Annotated in this window: 29 protein-coding genes and 1 other RNA gene; 13 read left to right on the forward strand and 17 right to left on the reverse strand. The window is 66.6% G+C overall.

Going from position 1 to position 20,322, the window contains the following annotated elements:
- Nucleotides 1-89: 89 nt before the first annotated feature.
- Nucleotides 90-701: a superoxide dismutase gene (locus AVT10_RS05040; RefSeq protein WP_066689042.1), complete on the reverse strand. Its 612-nt coding sequence runs from the start codon at nt 699-701 to the stop codon at nt 90-92.
- Nucleotides 702-817: 116 nt separating this feature from the next.
- Nucleotides 818-1,843: a phage shock protein operon transcriptional activator gene (pspF, locus tag AVT10_RS05045; RefSeq protein ID WP_066689047.1), complete on the reverse strand. Its 1,026-nt coding sequence runs from the start codon at nt 1,841-1,843 to the stop codon at nt 818-820.
- 169 nt (nt 1,844-2,012) lie between these two features.
- Between pspF and AVT10_RS18100 the strand changes: the two genes are divergently transcribed.
- The 10 genes from AVT10_RS18100 to AVT10_RS05090 all read left to right on the forward strand — a co-directional run bounded on the left by AVT10_RS18100 (nt 2,013) and on the right by AVT10_RS05090 (nt 5,793).
- Entirely contained in the window at nt 2,013-2,156 is a 144-nt protein-coding gene (locus AVT10_RS18100; RefSeq protein WP_157092689.1) for a hypothetical protein, read from the forward strand.
- 66 nt (nt 2,157-2,222) lie between these two features.
- Entirely contained in the window at nt 2,223-2,891 is a 669-nt protein-coding gene (gene pspA / locus AVT10_RS05050) for a phage shock protein PspA (protein WP_066689049.1), read from the forward strand.
- 4 nt (nt 2,892-2,895) lie between these two features.
- Nucleotides 2,896-3,180 carry an envelope stress response membrane protein PspB gene (pspB, locus tag AVT10_RS05055; protein WP_066689054.1) on the forward strand — a complete coding sequence of 95 codons (285 nt, stop codon included), beginning with the start codon at nt 2,896-2,898 and terminating at the stop codon, nt 3,178-3,180.
- Nucleotides 3,180-3,560: an envelope stress response membrane protein PspC gene (pspC, locus tag AVT10_RS05060; protein WP_066689058.1), complete on the forward strand. Its 381-nt coding sequence runs from the start codon at nt 3,180-3,182 to the stop codon at nt 3,558-3,560. Before pspB ends, pspC begins: the two co-directional genes overlap by 1 nt.
- Before the next feature lie 38 nt (nt 3,561-3,598).
- Entirely contained in the window at nt 3,599-3,892 is a 294-nt protein-coding gene (locus AVT10_RS05065; RefSeq protein ID WP_066689060.1) for a hypothetical protein, read from the forward strand.
- A 61-nt stretch (nt 3,893-3,953) separates the two neighbouring features.
- The gene (locus AVT10_RS05070; protein ID WP_066689169.1) at nt 3,954-4,259 is read left to right on the forward strand and encodes a hypothetical protein; all 306 of its coding nucleotides are present in this window, start codon (nt 3,954-3,956) and stop codon (nt 4,257-4,259) included.
- An 11-nt stretch (nt 4,260-4,270) separates the two neighbouring features.
- Complete coding sequence (locus AVT10_RS05075) at nt 4,271-4,534, forward strand: hypothetical protein (protein ID WP_066689062.1); 264 nt, start codon at nt 4,271-4,273, stop codon at nt 4,532-4,534.
- A gap of 26 nt (nt 4,535-4,560) precedes the next feature.
- Nucleotides 4,561-4,791, forward strand: coding sequence for a hypothetical protein (locus tag AVT10_RS05080; RefSeq protein WP_066689064.1), 231 nt, complete (start codon nt 4,561-4,563; stop codon nt 4,789-4,791).
- A 23-nt stretch (nt 4,792-4,814) separates the two neighbouring features.
- Nucleotides 4,815-5,237, forward strand: a complete 423-nt coding sequence (locus AVT10_RS05085) for a SufE family protein (RefSeq protein WP_066689070.1) — start codon at nt 4,815-4,817, stop codon at nt 5,235-5,237.
- Nucleotides 5,238-5,355: 118 nt separating this feature from the next.
- Complete coding sequence (locus AVT10_RS05090; protein ID WP_126013347.1) at nt 5,356-5,793, forward strand: hypothetical protein; 438 nt, start codon at nt 5,356-5,358, stop codon at nt 5,791-5,793.
- 14 nt (nt 5,794-5,807) lie between these two features.
- On the opposite strand, the gene AVT10_RS05095 is transcribed toward AVT10_RS05090, so the two are convergent.
- The 11 genes from AVT10_RS05095 to AVT10_RS05145 form a co-directional block, all read right to left on the reverse strand.
- A complete protein-coding gene (locus AVT10_RS05095) occupies nt 5,808-6,110 on the reverse strand; it encodes a (2Fe-2S) ferredoxin domain-containing protein (RefSeq protein ID WP_066689074.1) in 303 nt (100 codons plus the stop codon).
- A 10-nt stretch (nt 6,111-6,120) separates the two neighbouring features.
- A complete protein-coding gene (locus AVT10_RS05100) occupies nt 6,121-6,657 on the reverse strand; it encodes a J domain-containing protein (RefSeq protein WP_066689076.1) in 537 nt (178 codons plus the stop codon).
- Between the two features lie 51 nt (nt 6,658-6,708).
- Nucleotides 6,709-7,113: RNase P RNA component class A (gene rnpB, locus AVT10_RS05105), an RNA gene on the reverse strand.
- Between the two features lie 33 nt (nt 7,114-7,146).
- A complete protein-coding gene (locus tag AVT10_RS05110; protein ID WP_066689170.1) occupies nt 7,147-7,830 on the reverse strand; it encodes an N-acetylmuramoyl-L-alanine amidase in 684 nt (227 codons plus the stop codon).
- Nucleotides 7,831-7,897: 67 nt separating this feature from the next.
- Nucleotides 7,898-8,734 carry a CheR family methyltransferase gene (locus AVT10_RS05115; protein ID WP_066689078.1) on the reverse strand — a complete coding sequence of 279 codons (837 nt, stop codon included), beginning with the start codon at nt 8,732-8,734 and terminating at the stop codon, nt 7,898-7,900.
- Nucleotides 8,731-9,783 carry a chemotaxis protein CheB gene (locus AVT10_RS05120; RefSeq protein WP_232307884.1) on the reverse strand — a complete coding sequence of 351 codons (1,053 nt, stop codon included), beginning with the start codon at nt 9,781-9,783 and terminating at the stop codon, nt 8,731-8,733. Before AVT10_RS05120 ends, AVT10_RS05115 begins: the two co-directional genes overlap by 4 nt.
- Before the next feature lie 11 nt (nt 9,784-9,794).
- Entirely contained in the window at nt 9,795-10,160 is a 366-nt protein-coding gene (locus AVT10_RS05125; RefSeq protein ID WP_066689080.1) for a response regulator, read from the reverse strand.
- Between the two features lie 64 nt (nt 10,161-10,224).
- Nucleotides 10,225-10,665 carry a chemotaxis protein CheW gene (locus AVT10_RS05130; protein WP_066689082.1) on the reverse strand — a complete coding sequence of 147 codons (441 nt, stop codon included), beginning with the start codon at nt 10,663-10,665 and terminating at the stop codon, nt 10,225-10,227.
- 2 nt (nt 10,666-10,667) lie between these two features.
- Nucleotides 10,668-13,010, reverse strand: coding sequence for a chemotaxis protein CheA (locus AVT10_RS05135; RefSeq protein WP_066689086.1), 2,343 nt, complete (start codon nt 13,008-13,010; stop codon nt 10,668-10,670).
- Between the two features lie 245 nt (nt 13,011-13,255).
- Nucleotides 13,256-13,894 carry a histidine phosphotransferase family protein gene (locus tag AVT10_RS05140; protein WP_066689092.1) on the reverse strand — a complete coding sequence of 213 codons (639 nt, stop codon included), beginning with the start codon at nt 13,892-13,894 and terminating at the stop codon, nt 13,256-13,258.
- A complete protein-coding gene (locus AVT10_RS05145; RefSeq protein ID WP_084401383.1) occupies nt 13,891-14,385 on the reverse strand; it encodes a Mov34/MPN/PAD-1 family protein in 495 nt (164 codons plus the stop codon). Before AVT10_RS05145 ends, AVT10_RS05140 begins: the two co-directional genes overlap by 4 nt.
- Before the next feature lie 17 nt (nt 14,386-14,402).
- Here AVT10_RS05145 and AVT10_RS05150 point away from each other — a divergent pair, with 17 nt between their 5' ends.
- The 3 genes from AVT10_RS05150 to mtgA all read left to right on the forward strand — a co-directional run bounded on the left by AVT10_RS05150 (nt 14,403) and on the right by mtgA (nt 17,192).
- Nucleotides 14,403-15,356, forward strand: a complete 954-nt coding sequence (locus tag AVT10_RS05150; RefSeq protein WP_066689094.1) for an RluA family pseudouridine synthase — start codon at nt 14,403-14,405, stop codon at nt 15,354-15,356.
- 55 nt (nt 15,357-15,411) lie between these two features.
- Nucleotides 15,412-16,317 (forward strand): RNA polymerase sigma factor RpoH, encoded by a 906-nt coding sequence (gene rpoH, locus AVT10_RS05155; protein ID WP_055792879.1) that lies wholly within the window; start codon nt 15,412-15,414, stop codon nt 16,315-16,317.
- Nucleotides 16,318-16,466: 149 nt separating this feature from the next.
- Nucleotides 16,467-17,192 carry a monofunctional biosynthetic peptidoglycan transglycosylase gene (gene mtgA / locus AVT10_RS05160; RefSeq protein WP_066689096.1) on the forward strand — a complete coding sequence of 242 codons (726 nt, stop codon included), beginning with the start codon at nt 16,467-16,469 and terminating at the stop codon, nt 17,190-17,192.
- 197 nt (nt 17,193-17,389) lie between these two features.
- Here mtgA and AVT10_RS05165 read toward each other — a convergent pair whose 3' ends face one another.
- From AVT10_RS05165 to AVT10_RS17695, 4 genes are all read right to left on the reverse strand, one after another.
- Nucleotides 17,390-17,638 (reverse strand): hypothetical protein, encoded by a 249-nt coding sequence (locus AVT10_RS05165; protein WP_066689098.1) that lies wholly within the window; start codon nt 17,636-17,638, stop codon nt 17,390-17,392.
- A 76-nt stretch (nt 17,639-17,714) separates the two neighbouring features.
- Nucleotides 17,715-18,038 carry a YbaB/EbfC family nucleoid-associated protein gene (locus AVT10_RS05170; RefSeq protein WP_066689100.1) on the reverse strand — a complete coding sequence of 108 codons (324 nt, stop codon included), beginning with the start codon at nt 18,036-18,038 and terminating at the stop codon, nt 17,715-17,717.
- Complete coding sequence (locus tag AVT10_RS05175) at nt 18,035-19,681, reverse strand: DNA polymerase III subunit gamma/tau (protein WP_066689102.1); 1,647 nt, start codon at nt 19,679-19,681, stop codon at nt 18,035-18,037. The genes AVT10_RS05170 and AVT10_RS05175 overlap by 4 nt, the downstream gene beginning before the upstream one ends.
- A gap of 77 nt (nt 19,682-19,758) precedes the next feature.
- A complete protein-coding gene (locus AVT10_RS17695; RefSeq protein ID WP_084401378.1) occupies nt 19,759-20,265 on the reverse strand; it encodes a CbrC family protein in 507 nt (168 codons plus the stop codon).
- Nucleotides 20,266-20,322 lie beyond the last annotated feature (57 nt).

The raw sequence follows: 20,322 nt of genomic DNA on the forward strand, positions 1-20,322 counted from the left end.
CTCTTGACCTGAGAACTCCCATGTGAGGGGCCGTCCTCGCGGACAGCCCCCTCTCCCAACCCTCTCCCCTTCCGGTAGAGGGCTACAAGTTACTTCACCGCAGCATCATAACGCTCACCGACCTTGTCCCAGTCGACCACATCCCACCACGCCTTCAGATAGGCCGGACGCGCATTGCGGTACGTGATATAGTACGCGTGCTCCCACACGTCGTTGCCCAGGATCGGCGTGCCCTTCACCGGCGCTACGTCCATCAGCGGATTGTCCTGGTTCGGCGTAGAGGTGATGGCGAGCTTGCCGTCCTGCCCGACGATCAACCACGCCCAGCCCGAGCCGAACTGGTTCGCGCCCGCCGTGTTGAACTGCTCCTTCAGCTGATCGAGACCACCGAACTGCTGGTCGATCGCGTCCTTCAGCGCGCCCGACGGCTGCGACCCGCCGCCCTTCATCGTTTCCCAGAAGAAGGTGTGGTTCCAATAGCCACCGCCATTGTTGCGCAGCTTGGCCGGCGCGCCCGACATGTTCGCCATCAGCTCCTCGATCGACTTGCCCTCGAGGCTCGGATCCTCCGACACCGCTTCGTTGAGCTTGTCGGTATAGGCCTGATGATGCTTGTCATGGTGCAGCGTCATCGTTTCCTTGTCGATCGTCGGCTCCAGCGCGTCATAGGCATAGGGCAGCGGCGGAAGTTCGAAAGCCATGGGGGTTCCTCCTTGGGCATGTAAGCTCTGGTCGACCGAACGAAGGTCGGCGCGCTTGGCTCCGGTCGTTACGTTCGAGGAACATCTAGGCGTTGGGGGAGCCGGTGCAAGGCCGCTCAGCCCCCCTGCCCCAATAAACCATGCCGTTTCAGCGCGTGGCGCAGCTGGTCGTAGGTCAGCCCCAGCGCATCGGCACAGGTCCGCTGATTATAGCGCGCCTCGGCCATCGCCCGGGTCAGCAGCTGGCGTTCGAACCGGTTCACCCGCGTCTTGAAATCGTCGCACGGATCGTCCGGCGCGGCAGGCTCGGGTGCGTCACCCGTAATGGGCGCCGCCGCCGGTATAGGCGCGGCACCGGCGGTACGTGGCCGGAAGGGTGAGGCGAACGGATCGATCTCCACCAGATCGATCGGCCCCGGCCGTTCCCAGCGATAGACCGAGCGTTCGACCGCGTTGCGCAGTTCGCGGACATTGCCCGGCCAGCGATGCTCCATCAGCTGATCGACCGCGTTGGGGCCGAAGCCCGGCCATTCGTCGCGCCCGATCTCCGCCGCCATGCGCCGCCCGAAAAAGTCGGCCAGCACCATGATGTCGCCCGGCCGCGCGCGTAAGGGGGGCAGCGTCACCACCTCGAAGCTCAACCGGTCGAGCAAATCGGCGCGGAACGTGCCGCGCTCCACCCGGTCGGGTAGGTGCTCGTTGGTCGCGGCGACGATGCGGACATCGACCCGGATCGGGCGCGACGACCCGATGCGCGTCACCTCGCCATATTCGACCGCGCGCAGCAGCCGTTCCTGCGCACCCATCGACAGCGTGCCGAGTTCGTCGAGGAACAGCGTGCCGCCGTCGGCCTCCTCGAACCGCCCGGCGCGCGCCTTGGTCGCGCCGGTGAACGCGCCCGATTCATGGCCGAACAGTTCCGCCTCGATCAGCGTCTCGGGCAGCGCGGCGCAGTTCATCACCACCAAAGGCTGATCCCAACGCCCCGACAGGCGGTGGAGCCGTTCGGCGACCAGTTCCTTGCCGGTCCCCCGCTCCCCGATCACCAGCACCGGACGGTCGAGCGCGGCGGCCCGGCTGGCCCGTTCGAGGGCATCGAGAAAGGGGCCGGATTGGCCGACGACCTGGCTTGCGCGTTCCATCGCCGATGTGTGGCGTATTTTCCCAAACATTCGCAAGCGTCAAATTCATCGACCGGGCGGCCACGCGAAAAGTGACGCAAAACCGTCATTTTCGAAATTGGCACGCCTCCTGCAATGTATTGTGCAAGCCCGGCACAGGGCGCACAAAACAGCTTCAGGGAGTTCCACCATGATCCGCATCAACAAGAACGTGACCGCCCGCCAGTCGATCCTCAGCCTGATGGGCGCGGTCGCGGTCTGCTTCTTTGCCTTTGGCGTCACGACCGCAACCGGTCCGACCGCCGCAACCGTTGCCGCCGCGCCGATGGCGTAAGGCGGCGGGCCGGGGCGGTTCCGCCCCGTTCCACCCCGGCCACCCAGTATCTGTCAGGAGTAACCGATGGGCATTTTCTCCCGCACCCGCGACATCATCGCCGCCAACGTCACCGACCTGCTCGACAAGGCGGAAGACCCCGCGAAGATGATCCGCATGATCATCCTCGAAATGGAGGAAACCCTGGTCGAGGTCCGCGCCTCCGCCGCGCGCACCATCGCCGACCAGAAGGAAATGCGTCGCCACATCACCAAGCTGGAAAAGCTGCAGGACAGCTGGACCGAAAAGGCGGAGCTGGCGCTGAGCAAGGACCGCGAAGACTTGGCGAAGGCCGCGCTGGTCGAACGGCAGAAGGCGGTCGACATGATCGAACAGCTCAATGCCGAGATCGTCGTGCTCGACGATGCGCTGCGCGCGTCGGAAGCCGACATCGCCAAGCTGCAGAACAAGCTGCGCGAGGCGCGGACGCGGCAGAACGCCATCCAGACCCGGATGGAAAGCGCCAACAACCGCACCAAGCTGCGGGAGATGTATGCAGGGTCCAAGACCGCCGAAGCCTTCAGCCGCTTCGACGTGCTGGAACGCCGTGCCGACCTTGCCGAAGGTCGCGCCGAAGCGGCCGGCATGGGCCAGGGTGGCAAGAGCCTGGAGGACGAGATCGCCGAGCTGCGCCAGTCCGACAAGATCGACGCCGAACTGGCCGCGCTGAAGGCCCGCCTCAACCGGGAGGGCTGATCGCATGGGCGATTTCCTGACGGCGGCGGTCGCGATCAGCGTCCTCTTCATCGGTCTGCCGTGGCTGATCCTTCACTATATCACCAAGTGGAAACAGTCGCCGACGCTGACCAACGAGGACGAGCGACTGCTCGACGACATGCACGTCACTGCCCGCCGGCTCGAAGAGCGGCTCCAGACGATCGAGCGGATCATCGCCGCCGACAATCCCGACTTCCGCCCTTCGATGCCGCGCCGGGAATATCCGGAAAGCGATTTCCGCAACAACGATTACGCACGGAGGGACTGATGTCCGGCGCACGCACCAAATTCTATGTCGACAAGGCGAATGGCAAGATGTCGGGCGTGTGCGCCGGCATCGCCGACTATACCGGTGTCGAGGTCATGTGGATCCGCATCGGCACGGTGTTGCTGACGCTGGCCGGTGGCTTTCCCTGGACGGTGATCGCCTACTTCATGATCGCCTGGATGGCGCAGAAGAAGCCGGTCGGCCTGTACGAAAGCTATGAGGACGAGAAATTCTGGCAGGGCGTCCGGTCGAACCCGACCCGCTCGGCATCGGAAATGCGCTCGACCTTCCGCGATATCGACCGTCGCCTTGCCGACATCGAAATGTACTATACCAGCCGCAACACCCGTCTGGCGGACGAGATCGACAGCCTGCGCTGATCGGGTCCCCGCCTGAGCGGACGAAAGGGAGAGAGACGATGAGTTGGGGTGGACCGGGGTTCGTGCTGGCCCTGATCGCGATGAGCATGATCGGCTGGGTCGTGACGACCGCCATTCGCGCCAAGCACGGCTATCCGCTGAACGACGATTGGGGCGGCCCCGCCGCCCGCCGCGACGAGGTGGAACCCAGCCGGCAGGCCCGGCTGATGGCCGAGGAGAACGAACGTCTCGCAGCAAAGGTCGGCCGGCTGGAGGAGCGCATCGCCGTCCTCGAACGCATCGCCACCGATCCTGCCACCCGCACCGCCCGCGAAATCGACGCGCTGCGCTGAACCGTACGGAGTTCCAGTCATGATGAGCTATGTCGACAATGCCACGCCGGAAAAGGTCGCGATGATGCAGATGATCTTTCCCTTCATCGGAACGATCGTCGCCATCTCCGTCGCCGGATGGGTCGTCACCACATGGCTGCGGATCAAGCACGGCTATCCATTGCAGGGCGGCTGGGGCCAGAGCGTCTATCCCAAGCGCGACGACGAGACCGTCGAACGCGTGAAGCTGCTCAGCCAGGAAAACGCCCAGCTCAAGGCCGAGCTGGGATCGATCAAGGACCGGCTCGCCAATGTCGAGCGGATCGTGACCGACGGCGCCCACAGCCTCGACCGCGAAATCGAAGAGCTGCGCAGCCGCGCGAACTGAAAGGACCGGCCATGAGCCCCTTCATCATCCCCATGCTCGCCCTGATGATCCCGATCGTCGCGATCCTCAGCAAGCTAGTGTTCCAACCCTGGCTGGAACTGAAGGAACGCGAACTGCAGGTTCGCGGCACCGAAACCGCCGAAAAGGCCGCGCAATACGCCGCACAGACCGAACGGCTGGAACAGCGGGTCCGCGTCCTCGAACGCATCATCACCGACCGCGGCGTCGACCTCTCCGACGAGATCGAACGGCTCCGCGACAAACCGCTCAACTGACAAACCCGAATGAACAGGGCAGTCCGATGAACCTCACCCTTACCCTCGCACTCGCCATCACCACCCTCGCCGCCGTCGCGATCGTGGCGGTCACGACGCTCGCCGGCTGGCGCGGCTGGCTGGCGCTTCAGCAACAGCGCCTGGGCGACAAGCCGATGGCCCAGCCGACGCCGAACGCCGGCACCCGGATCGAGATCGCCGACCTGAAGGAGCGCATCCGCAAGCTCGAAGCGATCGCCGCCGGGGTGGAACTGTAGGACCAAATGCCTATAGCGGCGTCATGCAGAGCATCGACGACATCCGCGAAGAATATGACTTTCTCGACGGCGACGACCGTTACCGGCTCCTGATCGATCTGGGCCGCCAGCTGGAGCCGATGCCCGATCCCCTCAAGACCGATGCGACCCTCGTCCGCGGCTGTTCGGCATCGGTCTGGGTCTATCCCCAGCCGCAGGGGGACGGCACGCTCCATTTCCTCGCCGACAGCAACGCTGCGATCACCAAGGGGATCATCGCGCTGGTGCTGGCGACCGTACAGGACCGGCGGGCACAGGCGATCCTCGACACCGATATCGAAGCCGCCCTCGCCCCGTTCGACCTGCGCAACCAGCTGAGTTCGAACCGGACGCAGGGCATTCCCAACATGATCGCGCTGATCCGGGAAACGGCCGCGCGGCTGGCCGGAGCCCCCTCCGGCCAATAGCCCGACGCCCCTCGTCGGCGCGACCGGTTCGCCCGGCGGGCATCCGCACGTCGTTCCCGAAAAATTAACCAAGAACCGTATACCAATGGGCCGCATCGGCGGACGGCAGGGAACGGGGATGCGGGTAGATATCAGACTGCTGGAGCAGCAGCACGCCACCATCCGCGCGGCGATCGAGGAACTGCATGCGCTGACCGACATGCCGGCCGATCGCGGGTTACCGATGGTCGTCAAGGCCCGGCTGCGGCTGGCAAAGGCGGTCGCCGACAATGTCGCAACGGAAATCGCCCAAATCCATGCCCCGCTGAAAGCCCATCGGCTGACGCATCACATTCCCGAATATGGCGCGATCGAAGCCTGTTCGAACGAATTGCGCGGGCTCTTTTCCACCCATATCGCCCGGTGGACACTGCCTGCGATCCGACAGGACTGGGTCGGCTATGCCCGATCGATGCGCGACATTACCGGCCAGCTGGCCGACCTGATCGACCGCGAAGACCAATGGCTCTTCCCCGCCGCCGCCGCGCTTCTGGCCAGGATCGAGCCGACCGGATAGCCGGTCGCCGCACCCTATTTTCCCGCCAGCCCCAGCCGTTCGGCCACCGCGTCCAGATCGTCGCCCGGCCGCACCAGCAGCCAGTCGTTCGGCCGCGCGCTGTCCACGACGACCACCGCGCCCTTGGGACATACGTCGAGGCACTTCACCTCGACCACGCCGGCGGCGGATTTCGGTCCGTTCTTCAGCTTCAGATGCTTGCGCAGCGCCTTGGCCAGCGGCTTGCCGCCGTCGCCGAACCCGTCGTCCAGCTTCTTCGAACATTTGGCACAGACCAGCACGGCCTTGTCCCAGCGCGATCGGACGCCGGTTCTCACTGGGCGCTCCTCACGCCGGCTTCCAGCTCCGCCGTTCCTCGGCCACGCGAAGGACATCATAGGCCGCCTGGATCGCGTGGAATTTCTTCGCCGCCTCGGCATCACCCGGCCGGACGTCGGGGTGGAACACCTTGGCCAGCTTGCGCCATGCCAGCCGGATCGTGTCGAAATCGGCATCGGGGTCGCATTCCAGCACTTCGAGCGCGCGCATCTCGTCGCGCGACCGGGTGCCGTCGCCCGATCCGGCCCAGGCGTTCGACGCCGATGCCGCGTAGCCATTGGCGGTGCGGCGTTCCTCGGCTTCCCTCGCGCGGGCCTCTTCCTCGTTCAACCCTTCGAAGTAATTCCAGCCCTTATTGTATTCGGCGGCATGGGTTTCGCAGAAATACCAGCGATCGGGGTTGTTGGGCGATTTGGGCGCGGGGCATTTGCCGGGTTCGGTGCAGCCGTGGCGATCGCACAGCTTGACCGTCTGCGCCTCGCGGCCCTCGCTATAGCCGCGCCAGCGGGGAAAGCCCCAGTCGTTCGATCGCGTTTGTCGTGCCATTGGGTCCGAAATAAGCCGCCGCAGCCTGCACGCAACCCATTGTCGCGTACGAATGTCAGAGGGTCTGTAAGCCGGGTTCTGTCCACCCGCCGAAAGCGGGATAGGCGACCATTCCTCTCGGACGACGCTTGCACGCCGTCTCCAGCAACCAACCCGGGCAGCGGGCCGGAACATGCCCCGAAGCACTTGCGCACTCCATGCCGCCCCTATTCGGTCTTGCTCCCGGTGGGGTTTGCCATGCCGCTGCCGTTACCGGCCGCGCGGTGCGCTCTTACCGCACCCTTTCACCGTAACCCGGCCGAAGCCAAAGGCCGTCTGCTCTCTGTGGCACTGTCCCTGAACCCCGCATGCCGAAGCCTGCGAAGCCCGCCGGGCGTTACCCGGCACCGTCGTTTCCGTGGAGCCCGGACTTTCCTCGGCACGTTCGACACGTGACGCGGCCGCCCGACCCTCTGACGCACCCGCCCCTAGCCGAGCGCGCGCGCCGGTTCAATCGTCGCCTTGCGGCTTGGGCAACAGCAGCGCGAGCAGCAGCATCCGGCATTCGCCGTCGATCACGCCATCGACCATCTCCGGCCGAAACCGCCGCTGGAACGCCGTCACCGCCGCCGTCGCATCCGCCACATCGTATCCGAAGCGCTCCAGCGCCAGCAGGAACCCGGCATCGCTCCATCCCGGGTCCATCAGGTTGCGGGTCGGGCGCGGCAAGGCCAGCCGCAGCCGCGCCAGCCGGTTCCACGGGAACAGTTCGCCCGGATCCTGCTTGCGCACCGGTGCGATGTCCGAATGGCCGACGACATTGCCGCGCGTGATCTGGTGGCGGTCCTTGATCGCATGGACCAGCGGGATCAGCGCGTCGATCTGCGCATCCGGAAACGCGCGATAGCCCCATTCATGGCCGGGATTGACCAGCTCGATGCCGATCGAAGCGCTGTTGACGTCGGTGATCCCGCGCCAATGCGACCGCCCGGCATGCCAGGCGCGCTTGTCCTCGGCCACCATGCGGTGGATCGTGCCGTCCTCGTCGACCAGATAATGCGCCGACACCTGCGCCGCGGGGTCGGTCAGCCGGGCGATCGCCGACGCGGAATCGGTCATGCCGGTATAGTGCAGGACGATCATCGTGATCGGCAGCATGCGTTCGCCGAAGTTCGGCGACGGCGTCTCGATCATGTCCACCCTGGCGCTCCCCTCGTCCACGACCCTCCCCGATTGCGGCGGGACGGACCGAAAGGCAAGCCTAGTGCGCGGCGGGCCGGTACATGCCGCGATAGCGTTCCGACGGCACCAGCGCCTCGGTATGCCCGATCACCGTCTCGCCCGCGCCCAGCACCAGCAGCCCGCCGGGCCGCAACACGCCGGCGATCCGATCCAGCACCTGCCGCCGTGTGGCCGGCGCCAGATACATCAGCACGTTGCGGCACAGCACGATGTCGAACTTGCCCGCCGGCATCGGGTCGGACATCAAATTCTGCTGGCCGTACAACAGGCGGAAACGCAGCTCGGGCTTCGCCTCCCACGCTTCCTCGTGCACATCGAACCAGCGCATCATCCGCCGGATCGACAGCCCGCGCTGGATTTCGAACTGGGTATAGCGCCCCGCCCGCGCACGCTGCAGCGCCCGCGCCGAAATATCGGTCGCGCGGAATTCGGGCATGGTCAGCCCGTCGCGCTCCTGCGCCTCGGCGAACAGCATCGCCAGCGACAGCGGCTCCTGCCCGGTCGAGCAGGCTGCCGACCAGACGCGCAGCCGGCGCTGCACCGACTGCGCCATGTCAGCGGCGGCCGCCACGACCTGATCGAGGACCGACGAATCGCGGAAAAACGAGGTTTCCTGATTGAGCAGCGCGTCGACGACCAGGTCGGCCAGCCCCTGTTCGCACCGCCCGCCCGCGGCGATGCGCGCCACCAGTTCGTCGAGCGAGGTCAGCCCGCGCTCGCGCAGCATCGGCTGCAACTGGCTGTCGATCCGCCATGCGCGCCCGGCGTCGAGCTGTTGCCCGGTCCGCTGCTCCAGCAGGGTGACGATCTTGTTCGCGGCGCTGCTGAGCGGCGGGTGGACCTGCGGCGGCGTCATGCGGAACGCTTTCTCCGGGCGATGAACGCGCCCAGTTCTTCGGGAGTACCTATGGTGGACGCAAGGCCGCTGACCGCGATCGCGCCGGGCATGCCCCACACGACCGAGCTGCCCTGGTCCTGTACCGCGACGACGCCACCGGTCGCGCGGATGCGTTCGGCGCCGCGGCATCCGTCGCGCCCCATGCCCGACAGCACGACCGCCAGCGCGCGCGCACCGAACACTTCGGCGACCGATTCGAACATCGGGTCCACCGATGGCATGCAGCCGCTGACCGCCGGGGTGCGATCCAGCCGGGTCGCCGCCCCTTCGATCGTCGGGACGACGCGGATATGCGCGTCGCCGGGCGCCAGGATCATCCGCCCGCGCTGGATGCGCAGGCTGTCGGCCGCGACATCGACCGGGCGCCTGGCGAGCGCCGCCAGCTGCTGCGCGAAATAGTCGGTGAACGACGCCGGCAGATGCTGGGTGATCAGGATCGGCACATCGAGATCGTCGGGCAGCGCGCGCAGCAGCGGGGCGATGGCGTGGATGCCGCCGGTCGACGCCCCGATGGCGATCACGTCGAACGGACTGCCGCCCGCTGCCGCCATCGTCGCGGCGATCGAATGGGGCGATGCGGCCATCACCTCGCCGACCAGCGCGGTCAGCCGCGCGGCGAAACCCCCGGCCAGCGGCGAGGATTCGGGCTTGGCCAGCGTCGCCGCGGCGCCAAGCGACAGCGCGTGCAGCGCGGTCGGCGACCCGGCGGCGCAACTGCCCGACAGGACGATGACCCGTGCGTCGGGGGCGACCGCGAACAGGGCGGGCAATCCCGACAACCCGTCCCGGCCGGGCAGGTTGATGTCGAGCAGGATCAGGTCCGCCGCCCCCTTGCCCAGCGCCGCTTCGGCCTGGGCGATGCTGCCGACCGCCGCGATCACCTCATACTGCGGGATCGCATCGACGATCCGGGCGATGACGCAGCGCGTGACCGCCGAATCATCGACGATCAGCACGCGCAGCGTGCCCGAGGGCGACGCCGCCGGTCGTGGACAGGCCGCCGCCACCCTGGGTGCTTTTACGAAACGCCGACGATCTGGAGCTTGCTTTCCAGCGTCTCGCGATCGAACGGCTTCATCACATATTCGTCGGCCCCGGCCTCGATCGCGGCACGGATATAGGCCATGCCGTTCTCGGTCGTACAGAACACGACCTTGGGGTGCATGCCGCCTTCGCTCTGGCGCAGCGCGCGCAGGAAATCCATGCCGCTCATCACCGGCATGTTCCAGTCGAGCAGGATCACGTCGGGCTGCCGTTCGGCACAGCGGTCCAGCGCCTCGCGTCCGTCGCCCGCCTCGCGGACCTCGAACTGCAGCGTTTCCAGAATGTGTCGCGCAACCTTGCGGATCACCTTCGAATCATCGACGACCAGGCAATTCTTCATCACGACATCCTAACTCTGCACGCATCCAGCCTAGCGCGACTTCGTAAGCAGCCCGTTAAAGCCTTCAGGCAGCGGCACGTTCTGTGCCCGCCGCCCGCGCGACGACGGCGGACAGGTCGAGCACCAGTACCGCACGGCCCAGATGATCGATGACACCGGACACCACCGGCCCCCATGCCGCACCCGGCATCAGCCCCGATGCCAGCGGCCGCACCTCGCAGCGATAGGCATCGTCGAGCATGTCGACCAGCAACGCATAGTGATGCCCGTCGACCTGCGTCACCACCGCCCGCTTCCGCCGGGACGGCTCGCCATCCGGGTCGATCGCCAGCGCGGTGTCGATCACCGTCACCACCCGGCTGCGCAGCGCCGCCAGGCCGCATACCGCAGGCGCGGTGCGCGGCACCGGCGCGATCGCGGCGATATCCACCACCGATTCGACATGGTCCGACAGGATCGCGACGTCCTGCCCGGCGACCTGGGCGAGAAGGAACAGCTTCGGCATCGTTACCTCCCCACCGCCTGTCGCACCGCCTGCAACACGCCCTCCCGGTCATAGCGATAGACGCTGCCGTCGCCGGTATCGGCCACCGACGCGCGCAGCCGCACGACCGGAGTCGCTCCCGCCGCCGCCACAGGGCCCTCCGCCTGCGCCAGCACCAGCGCGGGGCGTTCGTCGTCCTTCAACCGTTCGACCGCGCGATACCCGGCCTGTTCCAGCATCGGCCGCAGGAAGGTCCGCATCCATCCGCTGCCGCCATCGGCCAGCAGGCAGGTCGGCCGCGCGTCGGAACCCCTGGCCCCCACCCCCGGCGCCACGTCACGCGCATGGCGTTCGAACAGCCAGAGCGGATCGACCTGCTCGACCTGCTCGCCCTTCAGCAGCACGATCCCGCCGCTCGGCCCGAACTCACCCGCCGGCGCCGCCAGCTCGGGCAGCATCACGATGTCGACCGCGTCGTCGATGGCATAGGCCAGCTCGACCATGCCGTCGGTCAGGCGCAGGACCGTCGTCACGCGGTCGATCCCTTCGACTGCGCACGCCGCCACCGGCAGCACCCGTCCGTCGATCGACAGCCAGATACGCCCGCCGCTGCGTTGCAGGCTGCCCGCGCGAATCCGTTCGATCCGGTCGATCACCGCCAGCGGGATGACCCGCCGCCGCCCGTCAAGATCGTCGAACAGCAGCGCGGCGATCCCCGGGTCCGCCACCTCCTCCGCCTCGGTCGCCAGCTCGCGGTCCATCGCGTCGGCAAAGGTCAGGCCGGCGGCACTCGCGACGCCAGCACAGTCGAGCATCAGCATCGGCTGCCCGGTGTCGGGCAGGGTCTGCCCGGCGAACAGCCCGGTCGCCATCACCGCCGGAGCGGCCGGCTTGACCACCAGTTCCTCGGTATCCAGCACCTCGTCGACCGACACGGCCAGGTCGCCGCCGGCGATGCCGACCACGACCAGCATCTTGCCGCACGCCTCGGGCCGCGATTCGACGCTCAGCACCTCGCACAGGTCGACCATCGGTATCCGCCGGTCGCGGATCTGCGCGATGCGGATATCGCCCAGCCGGTCGATCCGGATATGCGCGCCGCGTTCGCGCACGATCTCGCCGATGGTCTGGCGCGAAATGGCGAAGCGATGCTCGCCCGCACGCACGACGATGGTCGACACGATCGACAGCGTCAGCGGCACCTGCACCGCAATCCGCAGCCCCCGGCCGGGCTTGTTGTCCAGCGTGATCCGCCCGCCGATCTGGTCGATCGCCGATCGCACCACGTCCATGCCGACACCGCGTCCCGAAATCTCGGTCGCGACGTCGCGCGACGACAGGCCCGGTGCAAAGACCAGTTCGCATTGCTGGCGCTGGGTCATCCGCCGCAGCTCGGCCTCGCTGCGCTGTCCCGAACCCGCCATCTTGGCGATCAGCCGCTCGGTATCGATGCCGCGCCCGTCGTCGATCACCTCGATCACGATCTGGTTGCCCGACTGGCGCGCCGCGACGTGCAGCCGCCCGCTCTCGCGCTTGCCGGCGGCGCGGCGTTCGGCGGGCGACTCGATGCCATGGTCGATCGCGTTGCGCACGACATGGACCAGCGGATCGCGCATCACCTCGATCATCTCGCGGTCCAACTCGACATCGCTGCCGTCGACGCTCAGCGTCACCGCCTTGCCCACCGCCGCCGCCGTGTCGCGCACGATCCGCGGCAGCGGAGAGAACAGCGTCTCGATCTTCTGCATCCGCGTCCGCGTCACCGCGTCACGCATATCGGCCACCGACGCCGACAGCCGCTCCAGCGCCCCTTCGACCGCCGGATCGAGGTCGAGGTCGCGCAGGCGTCGGAACAGTTCGTTGCGGACCAGCACCATGTCCGACATGCCGCTCATCATGCGGTCGAGCAGGTCGACGTTCAGCCGGACGCTGCGCAGCGGCGTGCGCCCCTGCGCGATCGCCGCCGCCGCGACCGGCGTCGTCGCCTGCGCGATGCTCGCCCCCGGTGCCAGCGCGGCGATCAGCTCGTCCTCACCCTCGTCGGTCAGCGGCAGGCCGGCGTCGATCGCCTCGACCAGTTCGCCGATCCGGTCGACGATCGCCAGCACCGCGTCGACCAGCGCGCGGTCGGGCCGCCGCGTCCCGTCGCGGACCTCGCACAGCGTATCCTCGGCGGCATGGCTCAGCCGCAACAGGCGCGGCAGGTCGAGGAATCCGCAGCTGCCCTTGACCGTGTGGACGAAGCGGAAGATCGCATCCAGCCGCGCCCGATCCTCGGGCGCCGCCTCCCACGCGACGACCTCCGTCGACAACGCTTCCAGCGTCTCGCGGGTCTCGGCAATGAATTCCTGTAACAGATCGTCCATGCGGCCCCGCCCGGTTGTGGCGCGACCATGGGCGGGATCAGGTTAAGGCGGGGTTAGTGCAGGCGCCAATGTCGCGCACGACCGCTTCCACTTCCGTTACCCCGGACTTGATCCGGCGTCCCGCTTCCTCTTGACCTTCTGCATGCAAACGTCACCCCGGCGCAGGCCGGGGTCTTGGGCGGCTCTTGTCCCGCGCGATAACCGGGAAATCCCGGTCTTCGCCCGGATGACGCGATGGGGAGCGATCACCCCGTAACCAGCGACGCCCCGAACAACAGCACCGGCGAATCGACCGGCGAAACCTGCAGCGTCCCGCCGCCCTGTTCGACCAGTTCGCGCACCAGGCACGCCGCTGCCGCACGCGGGGTCATCATCGCCGCGTCGCCCAGCAATGCACCGCGCAGCTCGGCGTCGAGCACGATCCGCAACCCGTCGGCACGCACCGCGATGTCGATGCCGTTCGCGGTCGGCTCCGCCCCGATATCCAGCTGCCCGCCGCGCACCAGCGCGTCGCCCGCGATCAGCGCCAGGTTCAACAGCACCTTGACCGCCGGCTTCGGCAGCGAAGGCGCATCGACCATCCAGCCCAGCTTCACCCGGTGATTGTCGCCGAACAGCCCTTCGAGCGCCGCCCGCGCCTCGCGCGTGTCGATCGAATCGCCCAGCCCGCCCGACGCGCCGAACGCCAGACGGAAGAATTTCAGCTTGTTCGCCGACGCCCGCGCGCTGTCGGCGAGGAGTTCGAGGCAGCGGGCGCGCATGTCCGGATCATGTTCGTCGGCCAGCAGTTCGAGGCCGTTGTTGAGCGCCCCGACCGGGCTCAGCAGGTCGTGGCACAGTCGCGAACACAGCAGGCTGGCGAAATCGGCTGGGCTGATGTTCAATGCGACGACCCTTGTGCTTTGGCGAACGTCATCGTCCGCCCGGCCCGGTCCATGTGCACCGCTTCGCAGTTTTTTTCAACGTGGCCGCCGTCCTTTACCGTGAAGGCGACCGGGTCGAACCGGCCATGGCGTGCCCCGTCCGCGATCGCCCGCCACAGCCGCGCGGTGCCGCCGCCCAGGATCAGCCAGATCATGCCGTCCGCCGCCGCCTGCGCCGCATCGGTCGCCGACGGATCGGCGCTGCCCGAGGGATGCGAATGATACCAGCCCAACACCGGCATCCCGCCCCGCCGCGCATCGCGCAGCGCCACGAACAGCGCGGCGGGATCGATCTCGAAGTGCCGCGCCGGGTCCACCGCGACGTTGCGCGCCGGCTCGGCAGCAATGATCCGGCCGTCGCTTCCCCGCAGGATTCCGCAGATTTCGACAGCACTTTCGTTGGCCGTCCGTAACAGTCGGGCCAGCAGTTCGCTTGAAATTTCCGGTTCCATCCCCATCTCCATACGCAATGGACCGGGGGGTTTCCACGATCGAGGCGCGCATCACCGATGCGGCGCACGGGCAACGGATCGACAAGGCATTGGCCGAGGTCGTCGCCGACCTGTCGCGCGAACGGATCAAGGCGCTGATGGCCGCCGGCCATGTCCGGGGCGAGGACGGACCGGTGTCGGACGGCAAGCGCAAGGTGTCGGCCGGGCAGGTCTTCACCATCACCCTCCCCGCCGCCGTGCCGCTCGACAATGTCGCGCAGGATATTCCGCTGATGATCGCCTATGAGGACGATCACCTGATCGTCATCGACAAGCCCGCCGGGCTGGTGGTGCATCCCGCGGCGGGCAATCTCGACGGGACGCTGGTCAACGCGTTGCTCCACCATTGCGCGGGCAAGCTGTCGGGCATCGGCGGCGTCGCGCGGCCGGGCATCGTGCATCGCATCGACAAGGATACGTCGGGCCTGCTGGTCGTCGCCAAGGACGATGTGGCGCATGAAGGGCTGGCGCGGCAGTTCAAGGATCACAGCATCGATCGCCGCTATCTGGCGATCGCGGCGGGGCGGGTGGCAACTTCGGCGGGAACGGTGGACGCCCCGCTGGCGCGTTCTCCCAATGATCGCAAGAAGATGGCCATCGTCCACAGCCCCACCGCAAAACATGCGGTGACTCACTTTCGCAAACTTCGGCAGCTTCGCGACGCGTCGCTGATCGAATGTCGGCTGGAGACGGGGCGCACCCATCAGGTGCGGGTGCACATGGCGTCGATCGGCCATCCGCTGCTGGGCGATCCGGTCTATGCCGGGCGGCGACCGGCGTTGAAGGCCCAGCTGGAAACCCTGAATTTCCGGCGACAGGCATTGCACGCCGCACATCTGGGGTTCATCCATCCGGTCACAAAAAACGCTTTGTCGTTCGATAGTGACCTTCCGGCAGACATGCAGGAACTGTTGGACCATCTTCACGTATAGGTTTCGGCGATTCCGCGGTGCGGTGTAGCCACAAGGACAAAGGGAGTTTCACGCGATGGCAACTGGCAGCAACGTCCCGGCGACGATCCCGGCGCTTGGCGGCGAGGCGAGCCTCAACCGCTATCTCTCCGAAATCCGCAAGTTCCCGATCCTCGCGCCCGAGCAGGAATATATGCTCGCCAAGCGGTTTCAGGAACATGGCGATCCGGAGGCGGCGGCGCAGCTCGTCACCTCGCACCTGCGCCTCGTCGCAAAGATCGCGATGGGCTATCGCGGCTACGGCCTGCCGGTCAGCGAACTGATTTCCGAAGGGAATATCGGGCTGATGCAGGGCGTGAAGAAATTCGAACCCGACCGCGGCTTCCGCCTCGCCACCTATGCGATGTGGTGGATTCGCGCCTCGATCCAGGAATTCATCCTGCGCTCGTGGAGCCTCGTGAAGATGGGCACCACCGCCGCGCAGAAGAAGCTGTTCTTCAACCTGCGCCGGATGAAGTCGAAGCTCGACGCGTTCGAGGACGGCGACCTCAGCCCCGAACACCTCCAGAAGATCGCGACCGACCTCGGCGTGACCGAAGAGGAAGTCACCTCGATGAACCGCCGCATGGCGATGGGCGGCGACACGTCGCTCAACGTCCCCATGCGCGAGGATGGCGAGAGCCAGTGGCAGGACTGGCTGGCCGATGACAGCCCGTTGCAGGACTCGGTCGTGGCCGAGGCACAGGAAGCCGATGTCCGCCACGGCATGCTGGTCGAGGCGATGGACGACCTGAACGACCGCGAAAAGCACATCCTGACCGAACGCCGCCTGACGGACGACCCCAAGACGCTGGAAGAGCTGAGCCAAGTCTACGGCGTCAGCCGCGAACGCGTCCGCCAAATCGAGGTCCGCGCCTTCGAAAAGCTGCAAAAGGCGATGATGCGCCTCGCCGGCGACCGCCGGATGCTCGCCGCGGTGTAAGGCCGGGGGCGGGGGTGGCGACGGACCACCCCCGCCCCAACCGTCATCCCGGCGAAGGCCGGGATCCATAACCCATGCCGCCCATGGCTCCTCCACCAACGTCAGTTGCCACCTTGCCCTCGCCCGCTCGCTCCGGCTAGCGAGCCTTCATGGCCGCCCGCACCGCATCCCGCCCAAAGCCCGCTGCGAACCGCCGCTGGCCCCGCCGCCTGACCGGCTGGGCGATCAAGGCGATCCTCGGCTTCGTCATCCTCTCGGTCCTCTGGGTGCTGATCCTGCGCTTCGTGCCGCCACCGATCACCCTCACCATGCTCGGCGACGTGCCCACCGGCCACGGCGTCACCAAGAGCTGGCGCCCGCTGTCCAAGATCGACCCCGACATGCCCCGCGCGGTCATCGCGGCGGAGGACAGCCGCTTCTGCGCCCATAACGGCTTCGACTACATCGCCATCGCCAACGCCGCCCGTCGCAATGCCGAGGGCGGGCGCATCCGCGGCGGATCAACCATCAGCCAGCAGACCGCGAAGAACGTCTTCTTGTGGCAGGGCGGCGGCTATTTCCGCAAAGGCTTGGAGGCCTATTTCACCGTTCTGATCGAGGCGATGTGGGGCAAGCGGCGGATCATGGAAGTCTATCTCAACGTCGCCGAAACCGGCATCGGCACCTATGGCGTCGAAGCCGGCGCGCGTCGCTACTTCAAGCACGGCGCCGACAAGCTGGGCGCGCGCGAGGCCGCCCAGATCGCCGCCGTCCTGCCATTGCCCAAGAAGCGCGCCGGCATCGCCCCGACCGGCTTCACCCGCCGCTACGCCCGCACGATCGAACGCCGCATCGCCATCGTCCGCCGCGAGGGGCTGGACAGCTGTCTCAAGTAGCTGCCCCCGCCCCAAACGTCATCCCGGCGAAAGCCGGGATCCATGGTTACGAAACGTCAGCGGCTCCATCGAACCGGCCCGTATCCATGGATTCCGGCCTTCGCCGGAATGACGAGGCAGGGCATAGGAAGTACCTGCCAAAGCACGTCACCCCAGCCTCCGCTGGGGTGACGCTTGTCTCCGGTCAGAAAACGACGTTACTTCGTCGCCCGCTCAACCGCATCGCCGGCCTTGTCCGCCGCATCGCCGACGCTCTTCGCCGCCGACGTCACCGCACCGGTCCGGGCGTTGTCGTTGTTCGCGTTGTTCAGCAGGAAATAGGCCCCGACGATCACCGCCAGCAGGATCGCCAGCCCGATCAACAACCCGCCGCCCGACCCGCGCCGCTCGACGATCACCGTCTGCGGCGCGCCATTGGGGTTGGTTTCGATCCGATCGGGTTCCATGGCCTCTCTCCCTCAATGATGGATGAGCCCAAGAACCGTCACGCCCGCCGCTTGTTCCAGCAGCGTTCCGAACCGCTCAGAACGGCAGCTTGAATCCCGGCGGCAGCGGCAGGCCGTTGGTCAGCTTCGACATTTCGGTCGAGCTCGCCGCATCCGCCTTTGCCCGCGCATCGTTGAACGCGGCGACGATCAGGTCTTCGAGCATCTGCTTTTCCGACGGCTGCAGCAGCGAATCGTCGATATCGACGCCCAGGATGCGCCCCTTGGCCGAGGCACGGACCTTGACCAGCCCCCCGCCCGATTGTCCGTCGACCTCGATCGTGTCGAGGTTCGCCTGCGCCTTGGTCAGTTCGTTCTGCACGTTCTGCGCCATGGCCATGATGTCGTCGAGATTCTTCATCGCGCGATACTCCCGTCGCTGCGTTGCCAATGATCGAGGGTGGCGTCCGGAAACGCCGCCAGTGCCGCCTGTACCAGCGGCGAGTTGAGGACCTGATCGCGCTCCGATTCCGCCTTGGCCGTTTCCTGTTCGCGCAAGGTCGGTTCGCCCGTCCCCTCGCCGATCAGAACGCGCCAATGGCTGCCGGTGATCCCCTTCAGCGCATTTTCCAGATCACGGGTGAAGTCGGCAGGCAAGGGCCGCGCGCCGCTCAGTTCGATCAGCTGCGGCTCCAGCCGGATCAGCCGCGCGCAATTGCGAAACTGCGCCTCCAGCGAATGCCGCCCATGCTTCGATAGCAGCTGGGCGACCTGTTCGGCCGTCTCCGGCACCGGATCGGCCACCGCCACCGGTTCGGCGGCAGGCGCGGGCGCCGGCGCAGGAGGCGCGCCCATCGCCGGAACCTGCCCCGCCGCCAACTGCTTCGCCAGCGTCCCCGGATCGGGCAGCGACGATGCATGGACGATGCGCAGCAACGCCATCTCGCACGCCTCGATCGGCAACGCCGCGCGCGACACTTCCTCATGCCCCTTCAGCAGCAACTGCCACAGCCGGTGCAGCATCGGGAACGACAGCGCGCTCCACCCGTCGAACGCCGCGCGCTCCTCCGCCGACTGGCCCGGTCCGCGATCGCCGCCGACCTTGACGATCGTCACCGCATGCACGGTTTCGAGCAGCGTCCGCAGCACCGACGCCGGATCGACGCCCAGATCATATTGCGCCCTGAGCGCCCGCAGCGCCCCCGGCCCATCCGCCTTCAACAGCAGGTCGAACAGCGTCCGAATCGCCCCCCGATCCGACAGGCCCAGCATCTGCCGCACGGCATCGGCCCGCACGCCCTCGCCGTCCAGCCCGCCATGCGCGATCGCCTGGTCGAGGATCGACAGCCCGTCGCGCGCCGATCCTTCCGCCGCCCGCGCGATCAGTTGCAGCGCCTCCGGTTCGGCCTCGACGCCCTCCGCCTCGACCACATGCGCGAAATGCCCTGCCAGCAGATCGGCAGGAATCCGCCGCAAATCGAACCGCTGGCAACGCGACAGCACCGTCACCGGCACCTTGTGCACCTCGGTCGTCGCCAGCAGGAACTTGACGTGCGCGGGCGGCTCTTCCAGCGTCTTCAGCAGCGCATTGAACGCCGGCGTCGACATCATGTGCACTTCGTCGATGATGTAGATCTTGAAGCGCGCCGACACCGCGGCATAGCGCACCGCCTCGGTCATCTCGCGCACGCTGTCGACGCCGTTGTTCGACGCGGCGTCGATCTCGACCACGTCGATATGCCGCCCCTCGGCGATCGCCCGGCATGGCTCGCACACCCCGCAAGGATCGATCGTCGGCCCGCCCTGCCCGTCCGGCCCGATACAGTTCAGCGCCTTGGCGATCAGCCGCGCGGTCGACGTCTTGCCGACCCCGCGCACCCCGGTCAGCAAAAACGCATGCGCCAGCCGCCCACGCTTGATCGCATTGCCCAGCGTCGTGACCATCGCATCCTGGCCGATAAGCTGGCTGAACGTCTGCGGCCGATATTTGCGCGCGAGCACGCGGTACGGCTGCGCCGCTGCAGGCTGTTCGGGGATATCGAGGGCGAGGAAGGAGTCGGACATTGGGGGTGTCTTAGCGGCTGGCGGCGGCGGTGTCGCCTGTCGTCCGCTACCGTGTGCCGCGGACATCGTCTTGGCACTCAATCGAGGTCGACGACTACGCGATACCTGTCGCCATCCAGTTGCTTGAAGATGAGCGCGTAAGGAACAAGACTGGACTCCTGCCTATATCCAGCGAAACCTTCCTCGATAGCTTCGTCGACTCCAGGGAGGTTTATCAATGCGGCGTTGTCACCATATCCCATAAATGCAAGTGGAATTCCATTGATGACTGGCCACTCGAATGGATTAAAGCAACGTACGCCAGGTGTTCGTGTTAGAACTTCCTTTGCAAGCGAAATCTCTGCGCCAAAGATATCCACATCATGCAGTGTAGCAAGATCATCTTGGAGAAAACCTAAAAGACGATCCTCGGCAATGCATCGTGCACAAACGGTCGGTCGTAGGGAAGTCGTGTAGATGTTACCCGTATATTCCCAGACACTTGCTCGCCGACACAGCTCGCAAACGTCTTGGGAACGTTTGAATGATATTTCGTCCACATACGCATTTGGGTTGAAGCGAAAGAACGGTTGATCAGCGTCCATCACTACAGCTTGCTCGCCATACCAAATGTCCGCAAGCGAATTTTAGCATTGCCCGGC

The organism is Sphingomonas hankookensis (assembly GCF_001619955.1).
Taxonomy (GTDB): domain Bacteria; phylum Pseudomonadota; class Alphaproteobacteria; order Sphingomonadales; family Sphingomonadaceae; genus Sphingomonas; species Sphingomonas hankookensis_A.